This is a genomic window from Streptomyces pluripotens (genome assembly GCF_000802245.2).
GTDB lineage: Bacteria > Actinomycetota > Actinomycetes > Streptomycetales > Streptomycetaceae > Streptomyces > Streptomyces pluripotens.
On record NZ_CP021080.1, the window covers coordinates 5001074 to 5013350 of the forward strand.

At 73.0% G+C, this 12277-nt stretch carries 7 protein-coding genes; all 7 read left to right on the forward strand.

What is annotated here, in order from left to right; translation table 11 throughout:
- Positions 1 to 124 precede the first annotated feature (124 nt).
- The 7 genes from LK06_RS22620 to fxsT all read left to right on the forward strand — a co-directional run bounded on the left by LK06_RS22620 (position 125) and on the right by fxsT (position 12231).
- Positions 125 to 568 carry a CU044_2847 family protein gene (locus LK06_RS22620; protein WP_234367476.1) on the forward strand — a complete coding sequence of 148 codons (444 nt, stop codon included), beginning with the start codon at positions 125 to 127 and terminating at the stop codon, positions 566 to 568.
- A 14-nt stretch (positions 569 to 582) separates the two neighbouring features.
- A complete protein-coding gene (locus LK06_RS22625; RefSeq protein ID WP_078858854.1) occupies positions 583 to 2877 on the forward strand; it encodes a VMAP-C domain-containing protein in 2295 nt (764 codons plus the stop codon).
- Between the two features lie 187 nt (positions 2878 to 3064).
- Positions 3065 to 4078 (forward strand): AAA family ATPase, encoded by a 1014-nt coding sequence (locus LK06_RS22630; RefSeq protein WP_039651440.1) that lies wholly within the window; start codon positions 3065 to 3067, stop codon positions 4076 to 4078.
- Between the two features lie 16 nt (positions 4079 to 4094).
- Positions 4095 to 7496, forward strand: coding sequence for an SAV_2336 N-terminal domain-related protein (locus LK06_RS22635; protein ID WP_234367627.1), 3402 nt, complete (start codon positions 4095 to 4097; stop codon positions 7494 to 7496).
- 145 nt (positions 7497 to 7641) lie between these two features.
- A complete protein-coding gene (locus LK06_RS22640) occupies positions 7642 to 7872 on the forward strand; it encodes a hypothetical protein (protein ID WP_039651443.1) in 231 nt (76 codons plus the stop codon).
- Complete coding sequence (locus LK06_RS22645; protein WP_052269852.1) at positions 7869 to 9149, forward strand: aKG-HExxH-type peptide beta-hydroxylase; 1281 nt, start codon at positions 7869 to 7871, stop codon at positions 9147 to 9149. Before LK06_RS22640 ends, LK06_RS22645 begins: the two co-directional genes overlap by 4 nt.
- A 79-nt stretch (positions 9150 to 9228) precedes the next feature.
- Complete coding sequence (fxsT, locus tag LK06_RS22650; RefSeq protein WP_039651445.1) at positions 9229 to 12231, forward strand: FxSxx-COOH system tetratricopeptide repeat protein; 3003 nt, start codon at positions 9229 to 9231, stop codon at positions 12229 to 12231.
- The last annotated feature ends 46 nt before the right edge of the window (positions 12232 to 12277 follow it).

The window sequence follows — 12277 nt, forward strand, 5'->3', positions numbered from 1 at the left end:
ATCCGGGACGCTTTGGAGGCGGGGGACGGCCACCAGCCGTATCGTCCTCTCCCCCTCCCCCTCCCCCTCCCCCTCCCCCTTCCCGGGAGTTAACCTTCTCCTCCCAGCGGTGAACGGGGGCGTCATGACCGGCGGAGTCGAGCGCATACGCCTGGACGACGGGACCGTCGTCTGGGCCAGGGTGGGGGCGGCGCACGAGGGCGTGTCGGGCGGGCCGCGCGACGCGGGCTACGACTGGGGCTACGAGGGGGAGTACCGGGACACTTCGCTCGGCGACCGCATCGTCGACATGGCGGGCGGCCTGGCCGACACGGTCGGTGGTGTCGTGCGCTCCCTGCGCGCCGGTCTGAACACCCCGGCCCCGGTGGAGGTCTCCGTCAGCTTCGGGATCGAACTGACGGCGCAGTCCGGCAAGATCGTGAGCGTCATCGCGGAGGGCGGCGGCAAGTCCTCCCTGACGGTGTCCCTGACCTGGACGGAACCGGCTTCGGCGGCGGGCGGTGCGGACCCCGCAGCGCCCGGCGGTAGTGCGGCACCCCCCGGACCGCCGGCCTCCGGTGCCGTATGAGCGCCTTCGCCGAGATGGTGCGCCCCTCCCTCGCGCGCATCGGCGCAACGGGTGACGGGTATGCAACGGACCGTGACCCGTACTGGGGGTCCGGGTTCTTCATAGCCCCGGGCTGGCTGTTGACCTCCGCTCATGTCGTGGGGAAGGGGGGAGCCGGGGCGTGCCGAGGGGAGAGCGCGATGAGCGTGACCTGGCAGGAGCGCACCGCCGCCGACGCCCGGCAGGAGCCCGCCGTCGACCCCTGGCGGGAGCGCACCGGCACCGGAACCGCCGTACTTGTCGCACCCGGTCCGCAGGACTCGCGGTCCCTGCGCGATCCCTGGCCGTTCCCCGATCTGGCGCTCGTGAGAGTGAGCGGTGCCGACGACGTGCCGTGCCTCTGGCTCGGCGACCGGGAGGCGGGACCACGGACCCCGCTCGGGTTGTACGGCTGGTCCGTGCAGACAGGTGAGCTGGGTCTCCGGAACGGCACCGGTGAACTCGCCGGCTCCGACGCGCGAGCCCTGCTACTCGCCGGGAGCCAACCGGTCGGCGGGCTGTCCGGCGGGCCCGTGCTCGACCTGCGGCAGGGCTCCGTGATCGGAGTGATCAAGGGCCGGCGCCGGGAGGAGGGCGTCGCCGTTCCGGTCACCGCACTGTGCGAGCTGCTGGACCAGCGCGAGTCGCGCCGGGCGGTGCGCGAGGTGCTGCGTGCTCACGACCTGTACCACGCGAGCCGTCTGGGCTCCCGCTCCGCGCACCCGGACTGGGCCACCTTCCGGGCCGCCCTGCCCGGACACGTGCCGTCGGCCTCCGCGGTCGGCGTGGAGCTGCGGACGCGGCTGTACGGCCATCTCGCGCAGTTGCCACCGCCGTCCGGAGCCGGTGAGGTCGTCCACCTCGTGGAGGACGTGAAGGAGAGGGTGTGCGGCGAACGCCTGCACTCGCTGCTGGTCCGGAACGTACGGACCTGGCGTGAGGGCGCCGCGCTGCTGTACGGACTGCGCGCGCTGGAGCCCGGCGGCGGCGGGACGCTGGTCGACCTCGACGCCGTGCTGGTGTACGCGGCGATGGTGGCCCGCAGGGCTGCCGGGGGACGCGCCGGACGGGTGGACCGTGAACGGCTGCGGGCGTTTACTACCTGGATCAACGCGCAGGCCGCGGGGCACCGGAGCTGGGCGGTCGGCGAGGCCATTCGCGCGCTGCTGGACGGGGTCAGCGGCCCCACCGGCTGGCGCGAAGCGGCCGGTGGGGCCGCTGAGGCGCCCGCCGGGAGCGTCTGCGTGGAACCGACGAGGCTGGTGGGCGGGGCGTTCGCCGCCCGGACCGATGTCCTCGTCAAGGTCGGCGCGGAGACGTACGGCCGGCATCCCTGGAGCGTGCAGCTGATCTACGACGGCAAGGACGTCACCCCGGTGGACGCGGATGAGCGCGGTGTGCCCGCCGAGGAGTTGGCCCGGGTACTGCGGGAGCCGCTCGCCAGGGCGCTCAGCCAGGGCGATCACGGTGAGCATCTCGCCGCCGTAGAAGTGTTCCTGCCCCGCAGACTGTTCGACCTGCCCGTGGACGAGTGGCAGCTGCACCCCGGTCCGCCCGGCGGCAGCCCGGGTTCCGGTTCCGTTCCCGGCCGACACCCCGAAGCCCGGGAATCCGTGCGCGACGCCGATCGGGACGGGCGCGGTGCCGCCGGCACCGCCGTCGCCGTCGCCGATGACCTGGACGACGACTTTGAGGGCGACTTCGAGGACGACCTGGACGACGAGCGGGCCCTGCCGCTCGGGATGCGGCGGACGGTCGTCATCCGGGAGATCCGGCGCAACGGCCGTGAACCCTCCCCGGAGTGGCGGCGGCGGTGGAAGGGCGCGCTGCAAGGGCCGCTGGCGCACGGCACCCTGCACGGGCGGTCCCCCGCCGAGGGGCACCTGGCGGGGACCCGCGCCGGGGGCAGGTATCCGTTCTACGGCGTGCTGTCGGCGATGGGTGACGCGCGTGTGCCGGTCTACTGCGGTCCGGTCGGCCGCGGTGAGGGGTATGCGGCGATGAGGGACGCGCTGAGGTCGGGGCATCCGGTGGTGCTGTGGCGCCGCGACCGGCATGATCACGAGGAGTGCCGGGACTTCCACCGACAGGCAGCCGACCTGCTGGAGCTCGCCCGGCACGCCGACGGGCTGCACGGCCGGGTCCGTGAACTGCGCATCCGTCTCGCTGATCCCGCTACCGCCCGCGCCCATGGACTGCGCGGCAAGATCGCCGTGCTGATCGACCCGCCCGACCGGCCACCGTACGGGGCCGAGACGATGCGCCCGCCACCCGCCGCACCTGACGACTGACTCCGTCAGTTGCCCGCCGCTGCCGCCGAACCGATCGTCAACTCGCATGGTTCGTACGGTCGTTCGTCGGGCAGTCAGGTGGGCATCAGACGCCCCGAACCTCGGCGGACACGGTCGGCGGGCGGTAGCCTCGTACGTCGGACGGCCGGGCCCGCTGCATGATCACCAGAGCCGGGAGGAGCCCAAGGTGAACGACTGGCGGATCTACCGCGGAGTGGGCCAGCCGCACGACGGCATGCGACGGTTGCCGGCGCCGCCTCCCTGGCGCGACTTCGCGGCCTCTCGGCAGGACACGGAGGGCGGTCCGGAGGACCCCAGCAGCGCCCGCCGACTCGGCGTGCGCCGCCGTCTGGTGGAGAACTACGCGCCCCGGCCGGCCGAGGTGGACGCGGTCAACGCGGCCCTCTACCTGCGCCGGCCCCTGCTGGTGACCGGCAACCCGGGCACCGGCAAGTCGACCCTGGCGTACGCGATCGCCCATGAACTGGGACTGGGCAAGGTGCTGCGCTGGCCCATCGTCAGCCGCACCACGCTCCAGGACGGCCTGTACCGGTACGACGCCATAGGTCGGCTCCAGGACGTCCAGATCGAGCGTGCCCGGGGCGCTGACGGCACCGCCGCCGCACCCGCGATCGGCTCGTACATCCGGCTCGGACCGCTCGGCACCGCGCTGCTGCCCGCCGAGCAGCCCCGCGTCCTGCTGATCGACGAACTCGACAAGAGCGACCTCGACCTTCCCAACGACCTGCTGAACACCCTGGAGGAAGGTGAGTTCTCGATCCCCGAGTTGGAACGGCTCGCCGACCGCGAACCCGTGGTCGAAGTACTCACCCACGACGGCGACCGGGTGGCCGTGCACGGCGGGCGGATCGCGTGCGGCGCGTTCCCGGTGATCGTGCTGACGTCCAACGGCGAGCGCGACTTCGCGGCCCCGCTGCTGCGCCGCTGCGTCCAGCTTGAGCTGGACCCGCCCGGCGAGGAGCAGCTCACAGCCATGGTCGAGGCGCACCTCGGCAGGGACGGTGCCGCCGCGGGTGCCGACCTGATCCGCCGGTTCCTGGAGCGCGAACCCGGCGAGGTGGTCGCCGCCGACCAGCTCCTCAACGCCCTGTTCCTCACCCAGCACGACCCGCACGCGCAAGGACTCTCCCGGGAACGTATCGCGGAGATGCTCATGCAACCGCTCGACCGCACGAGGTGAGAGGCGGGTGCCGGGGATGCACCTGGACGAGCTGATCGGCAAGCTGCGCCAGGGAGGGCTGCAGCCGACGGCCGAGGACGTGGCAGACGCGCTCTGGCTGGCCCAGCGGCTCGACGACGCGGGCCTGCCCTGCGACGCTGCCGGGCCCTCCACGCGCGCTCCCTCGGGCCGCCCCGGCGAGCTGTCCTCCGGCGAACCTCCCTCCAGCGAGCCTCCCGACTCCCTGACGCCGCCCGGCACAGCGCCCCGGCACACGACCCCCGCCGGCGAGGCCTTCGTTCCCCTGCACACCCAGGGCCCCACCCCACGTCCGGCAGCCGCCTCCACTGCCGCCCCCGCCTCGTTCCCCGTCCGCGCGCCCGCCGCGGGTGCCCTGCCCGGACTGCTCGGGCTGGAAAAGGCGCTGCGCGCGCTCGGCCGCTACCGGACCGCTTCCGCACGCGACCGGGACGAGCAGCTCGATGAGGAGGCCACCGCCGACCGCGCCGCCGCCAGCGGCATCCTGCTCCCCGTCACCCGGCCCGGCCGACCCCGGCGGTGCGACGTTCAACTGCTCATGGACACCGGTCCCGCCATGGCCGTCTGGGGACGGCTGGTCGAGGAACTGCGCCAGGCCTGCCAGCAGTCCGGCGCGTTCGCCTCGGTGCGCGTCCACCGTCTGTACGCGGACGACTCCGGCGCCCCGGTGGTCGGGACGACCGCCGGTCCCGGCCGGCACACCCGGCTACGCCCGGCCGACGAGCTGCACGACCCCACCGGCCGCCGGATCACCTTCGTCATCAGCGACTGCGTCGGCCCGCTGTGGGAGAACGGCAGCGCACAGCGGCTGCTGCAGACCTGGCCGCGCACCGCTCCACTGGCCGTCGTCCAGCCGTTGCCGCCACGTCTGTGGGGCCGTACCGCACTGCCCGCCGAGCCTGGTCGGCTGGTCCGTGCCGCCGAGGCTGGCGCCCGCCTGGACTTCGTGCCCGACGACGAGCCCTGGGACGAACCGGCTCATGACGCCCGGCCGGTGCCGGTCCTGCAGCCCGTCCCGGAGGCCTTCGAGGCCTACGCCCGGCTAATCGGCGGTACCGGTCCCACCAGCGAACACGCCTGGGCCGCGTGCCCCGGCCCGGGCACGGAGGCCGTCGCCGTTCCTCCCGCCCCGACGCAGCGCAGCGGCGCCGAGTCGCTGCGCGCCTTCCGCGCCGGGGCCTCGCCCGGTGCCCTTCGGCTGGCCGTCTACTTCGCCGCGGCCCCGCTCACCCTTCCGGTGATGCAGCTGGTCCAGCGGGCCATGCTGCCCGACACCGGTCCCATGGAACTGGCCGAAGTGTTGCTGGGCGGCCTGCTCCGGCAGCTCCCCGGCACCGCGGACCAGCCCTGCTTCGTCTACCCGGGCCGGGTGCAGGACCTGCTGTTGGCCTCCCTCGACCAGGACACCGCCGCACTCGTCCTCAAACACTGTTCGGCCTACGTGGAACGGCACTTCGGTAGGGGCACCCGCAACTTCGCCGCGCTCGCCGCGGCCCGGCTCGCCGACCAGGACCCGGCCGCCGGCACCGGCGACCTGCCCGACGACTCCGGGCCGCAGCACACCGGCAGTATGGAGGCCGAGCTGTTCGCCCGTGTTCCCGCCCGCGTCCTGCGCTTCTACCTGCCGGGACTGAACCCCGCCGACCCGCTCACCGAGGCCGAGCACCTGCTCGACCAGTGGCACCAACTCGCCGATCCGGAGGCGCTGCGCCGAGCCCGGGAGCAGGCCCGCGCCGCGATGGACGCTGTGGCCGCCGCCCGCATCGCTCCTGCGGCTCCCGGGGCCGGACCGGACATCGCCGCTGGAGTCCGGGCCCACCTCGTGCTCGGCCGGGTGCTGCGCGCGCAGGCCGGTACGGCCGCCGTGCGCACCCGGGGTCGACGTGCCGAGCTGTTGCGCGAGGCGGTGGGCGAACTCGCCAGGGCCCATGCCGCGGCCCCGGTCGGCAGTCGCGAACGAGCCGATGCCGCGCTCGAACTGGCCTCCTGCAGGCGGGAGCTGTGGCAGCACACGGCGGAGGCGGACCAACTCGCCGCCGCCCTGGAGCCCCTGGACCCGGACAGCTCGCCGTGGCCGAGGGTGGCCGAGCGGGCGCGGGATTGGGTCCGTGGACGTCCCAGCAGCCCCGACGGGAGCCTCGCACCGGGCCCGGTGGGCCGTTCCGGCTCCGCCCCGTCCGATTCGGTCCGCTCCGCGGACCACTCTGGCCAGGCGGGCTCCGGGGACCGCCCGGATCACGGGGATCGTGGGGACCCCGGAGGGCACGGGACCCCTGCCGAGCCCGGCTCCCGGGATTCTGCCGCCGATGTTCCCTGGGAGACGACCGTCCATCGCGCCCGCCTCCTCCTGCGGGGCCGGATCCTGCTCGACCTGCGGCACCCCGGGGCGGCCATCGCGGAACTCCGGGAAGGATGTGCTCTGCTGGCGGCCGAGGAAGCCGATGATGGCGTGCTGGCGCCGGCCCTGTTGGATCTTGCGCGGGCGCTGCGCGGTGCCGGCGCCGAAGACGCCGAGACGCGGGAAGCGCTGCTGGGCGCCCAGCGGGCTGCGGGGGAGGAGCCCTCGCTGTTGCTGCCCTGCCTCGCCGCGCTGGCGGACTTCCACGACAGTCGGGGCGAACATCCGGCGACCGACGCGGCGTACCAGCGGGCCGCCCGGCTCGCGCCCGGCGACGGTGCGCTACGTGCCCGACTGCTCACTGCCTGGGGGGAGTCACTGCTCGGCCGGGCATCCGTGCAGGACGGTGCGGGCATCGTGGACCGGGCCGAGTACGTGCTGCGCGAGGCACTGAACTCGCTGCCCGCACGGTCCGCGGAGCGGGGGCGGCTGCAGGCTCTCGTGGGTAGCGCCCTCGCCCAGCGGTTCCGCCACCTCGGCTTCCTGCCCGACCTGTTCGAGAGCCGACACCTACTGGGCCAATCCCTGCGTGCCGCTGCTGACGCGGTCGTGCGGGCTGAGGCCTGGCTGCAGTTGGGCCGGGTGCGACTGGAGGGCTGGCAGCGCGCCGGGGCACCGGTGCTGAGGGAGGCCCTGCAAGCGTACGAGAACGCCGAACGGGAAGCTCAGGCCGCCCACGGTGACGATCCCGGCTCGGTCACGGCGGCCCGTGCGCGTCACGGGAGTGGGGCGGTGCTCGCGCTGATGGGGCGGCCGGAGGCGGCCCGGGTCGCGTTCCAGGGAGCCCTGGAGCTGTGGTACCGGCTGACCGCGGCGCTGCGAGAGGTGGACTGGGCGGACGTGCAGTCCACCCGGCAGGCGGTCGAGGAGTTCACGGGGGAGGTGACGCGGTCGGGCGCGGCACCGGGAATGCCGGAGTCGGAGTGGGCGCGGCTCGCCCCGCCGTGGTTTCCGTGGGCCGAGCAGCGGGACCGGCGGGCAAACGAACCGGCCCGTATTTGACCGGAGTTGATCGACTTGGGGTTTCTGGTTCGTGCACCTCGGGAAGAACTGGGCAGCTGTTATGGCCGTGCGGGGCGGGCGTAGGCAGGGAGGAGCCGAGGTGGCGCAGCAGAGGAAAGGAGCGACGGGTCCCGGGGAGGGAATCGTGCGGACCGTGCTCCCGGCCGACCTCACCGATGTCGACCTGCGGACTTTGCGCGCCATGGAGGATCCGGACCTGATGACGGCCGTGGTCCGTGTGCTGTACGAGGCCGGTGCGGCCACAGAGGTCTGGTATGTCAGTGAGGACCCGCCCACGCGAATGACGGGGGCTGCCGACCGAATGTTTCCGGCCGGACTCGCCGGCGCGGACCGGAGTGAGGACACCCGGGGATGACCTCGGTGATCGTGTCCTCGCACGTCTTCAGGGACTTGGCCGGGACGCGACCCACGGCAGAGGGCTCCGTGCTCCTGCGCGCCGCACTCCACGCGCGTCGCATGGTGCTTCTCAAGGCGCTCCTGGTCCGTGTCGAGGAACGGCGCGCTTCGCTGAGCGCGGCGGCCCGGCGGCGGTTCGAGGAGGACTGGGCGCTGCTGGAGCACGCGGAACGGACCGACCCGGCCGCTGTCCGGGAGGTCGTCGACTATCCGATCACCGGCGCCTGGCTCGCGGACGTGCTCGGCGTTCCCGAGGGCCCCGGGTTCGAGGGGCGCCTGGCTCACCTGAGCGGGGTGGCCGTCGCGGCAGCCGTCCGCGCGGGCTGTCCTGCCGACCGCACGCTCGACGTGCCCCCCGGCCGTTTCATGTTGCCCGGCCTCGGCAGTGTGGACTGTCCTTCCGGGCGCCTGCGCCTGCACGGCGAGGACGGCCGTACCCGCATCGCGGACGCCTCGGGCTGCGTCGACGTGGCCTTCACCCGGCCGCAGCCCGGTGCGCACCGCCCGGCCGGCCGCGGTCCCGGCTGGTCCGGTTTGTGCGAGCTGCCCGGAAGCCCCGCGGTTCTCGACGACCTGGACCCCTACCGTGTGCCGGCCGACGGGATAGGCCCCGAGCGGCTGCCCGCCGCCGTCCGTGTGCGCGCCGCCCACCGGCGATGGGCCGAGCGCTGGCCCGCGGCCCGGGCCCTGCTGGCGGCCACCGATCCCGGCCGGGCCGAGGAGACCGCCGCGATCCTGCGTGCCGTGGTGCCGCTGGCGGACCAGCCACGGCCGGGCGGGGTCGCGATGACCGCGACCCTGCGGGCCGCTCCGGGGGCGATGGTCTGTCAGCTCCCGGCCGACACCCGGGGCCTGGCGGAGTCCCTGGTGCACGAGGCCCACCACACGAAGCTGGCGGTTCTGCACGAGCTGGTGCCGCTCTACCGCGCGGCCGGCACCGCCCGTCACCGGGTCGGATGGCGGCCGGACCCGCGCCCGGTCCCCGGTGTGCTGCAGGGCGCGTACGCCCATCTGGCGCTGACGGACCTGTGGGCGCGGGCCCGCAGCGCCCGGGTGGACGACCAGAGGTGGCGCGCCCGGGCCGAACACCGGTTCGGATTCTTTCGGGGTCAGGTCGGCGAAGCCTTGTCCATCCTGCGCGAGTCCGATGAACTGACCTTTGCAGGACAGGAGTTCGTCCGAGAAATGGGCAGCCACCAGGTGCGGCTGGGCCGGGCGGTCCGTCGTTCCAGGTGACAGTTCGTGGGTAGTCGGTTGCGCTACGTTATGCAGGCGCCGTCCGGGAGTGCGACGGGCGCGGGAACAGGGAGCGACGATGGTGGAACAGCGGCGGTCGAGCGGGGACGGTACCGGGGCACCCGAACACTTCCTGGTGGTCTTCCCGGGCTACCACCGCTCATGGGCGGCCTGGATCGTCCATGCCCTGGAACGCCACGGCCACCGGGCGACCCTCCAGCGGTGGGACCCGCCGCGCGAGGTGGCACTGGAGGACTCGCTGGGTGACCTGCTGCTCTCCAGCGGGCGGGTGCTGCTCGTGCTCGACGACTGGTTCTTCGAACTCGGCCCGCGTCCCCCGGGCGAGTGGAACGACGCGCTGCGCGGCTTCGTCGCCGCGCACGCGGACCGGTTCGCCGCCGTCAACCTCACCAACCGGCCGCTGCTCCCCGCCACCGCCGTCCTCGAACCGGCCAGCCTGTGGGGATTGAGCGAGGAAGCGGCGGAGGAACGCCTGCTGAGCCGGCTCGGCCTGGAACGCCGGCGCACCCCGAAGACCATGCCCACACGGGTGCGGTACCCGGAGACCCGCTGCGAGATCTGGGGTGAGGTGCCGCGCCGCAACCCGCGCTTCACCGGCCGCGATGACCTGCTCACCGACCTCCACCAGCGCCTCTCCGACGCCGAGCGCGGCGCCTCCTCCTGCACGTTGCTCGGCATGTCCGGCATCGGCAAGACCCAGCTCGCCGCCGAGTACGCACATCGCTTCAGCACCGACTACGACCTGGTGTGGTGGGTCAACTCCGACGACCGCAACATCCAGCGCGACCGTTTCGGTGAACTCGCCGTGGAACTAGGCCTGTCCATCGGAAGCGAGCCCGGCGAGCGCATCCGCGCGGTCCGGGACGCCCTGAGGCGCGGCGAGCCGTACTCCAACTGGCTGATCATCTTCGACGGCTGGGACGACCCCGAGGGAGTCAACGCCCTACTGCCGCAGGGCTCAGGCCATGTCCTGGTCACCTCCCGGAACCGGGCTTGGAGCGAGTACACCGAGGTCCTGGAGGTACCGGCCTTCCTGCGCGCCGAGTCGACCAGCTATCTGATGCGTCGGGCCACCCACATCACCGCGGCCGAGGCGGACGAGGTCGCCGCCGAGTTCGGTGACGTACCGCTGCCGCTGGTGCAGGCCGCCTCCTGGCTCGGTGAGTCCGGCATGGACGTGGCCGAGTACCTCCGGATGGTCCGTGAACGCAGGCTCTCCACCGTGGACGAACCGGCCACCGGTGAGGGCTTCCCGCAGTCGTCCATGACGTCCTGGTCGATACTGCTCAACCGGCTGCGCCGTTCCCAACCCCAGGCTATCGAAGTGCTCGGGCTGTGCACGTCCTTCGCCCCGGGCCGCATTCCGCTCGGCCTGATCCGCGCCTACCCGCAGACGGACCTCCCTGAGGAACTCCGCTGGATGGCCACCGACCTGCCCGCCTGGACCCGGTCCCTGGACACCCTGGTCAACTACTCCGTGCTCACCCGCGAGACTCGCGGCCCGCTCGGCGCGGAGATGGGTCCGCACCAGGAGTCGGTGCACATGCACCGGCTCGTCCACGACATCGTCTCCAAGCTGACCAGCGAGGACAGCCACGCCCTGCACCGCAGGGCGGTCCGCACCCTGCTCGCGGAAGCCGACCCGGGCAACGCCGTGGACAGCAGGAACTGGCCCCGGTACGCGGAACTGCTGCCGCACCTGGAACCCTCCGGCGCGCTGACCAGCAGCCAGCGTCGGGTGCAGACCACCGTGCTGAACTGCCTTCGGTACTGCTTGCGCAGCGGCGAGTACAACAGCGGTCTGGAGCTGGCCCGGAAGGTCCGCGACAACTGGTCGCGGACGATGGACCCACTGGCCCAGCCGCTGCTCGACCTGACCAACCAGGAGAGCTACATCATGCGGGCCAGCGGCCGGTTCCGCGAGGCCTACGAACTAGACCGGGCGGTCCTGGAGAAACTCCAGCACACCTCCCCACGCGACGAGGTGGCGGAGCTGGTCACCCAGGGTTCCCTGGCGGGCAGCCTGCGCTATCTGGGCCGGTATCAGGAGGCCTACGACCTGCAGAAGAAGGTGCTGGAAGGCAACGAGCGACTGCTCGGTCCGGACGAGGTGGACACGCTCGTGGCCCGGCACAACCTGGGTGTGAGCCTGCGGCTGCGCGGCCGGTACGCGGAGGCGTTCGAACTCGACCTGGAGACCCTGGCCCGGCGCGAGAACGTCTTGCGCACCCGGCACATCAACACGCTCAAGTCCGGTAGTGCGGTCGCGCACGACCTGCGTCTCCTGGGCCGCTACCGTGATGCCCTCGCCCGGCAGGAACCAGTGGTCCGGCTCCACGTCCAGGTACTCGGACCGCAGCATCCGCAGACCCTTGAGGCACGGGTCCAGCTGGCGATGTGCCGGCGCCGGGAGAGCGCGCTCAACCCGGATGTGGGGCCCTCGATGGCCGCCCTCTTGGAACAGCTGGCACAGCTGCACGGCCGCGGACACCACCGCACCCTGGCGTTCATCAACAACTACGGAAACTTCCTCAGGGAGCACGGCGATCTCAGCCAGTCCCGGGACCTCATCGACGAGGCCGAGGCCGGCTACCGCTCCCTCCTCGGTCCGGCCCACCCCGTCACCACCGGCATGCTCACCAACACCGGCCTCGTCATGCAGGCGGCGGGCGAACGCGCCGGAGCGATGTCGATGTTCGAGTCCGCGCTGGCGGGGCTGACCGCCACCCTCGGTCCCGACCATCCCTGGGTGCTGGGCTGTGCACTGAACGCGGCGAGCGCTCGGAACTTCAACGGCCGCATCGCCGATGCCCTGGACCTCAGCCGGGACACACTGCGCCGGGCCCGGCACACCTTGGGCGACCAACACCCGCTCACCCTGTCCTGCCAGGTGGCGCTCGCTGCCGACCTGCGGGCCTTCCGAGAGCAGGAGGAGGCCGGGAAACTGGAGGAGGACGGCCTGCTCGGACTCACCCGTACCCTGGGCGCTCAGCACCCGCACACCATCTCCGCCCGCCAGCGCACGCGACCCCATTGGGACTTCGAGGCCTACCTGGGCTGACACCCGCACGGCAAGGGCCCGGCCCCGAGTTCCACTGGAACTCGGG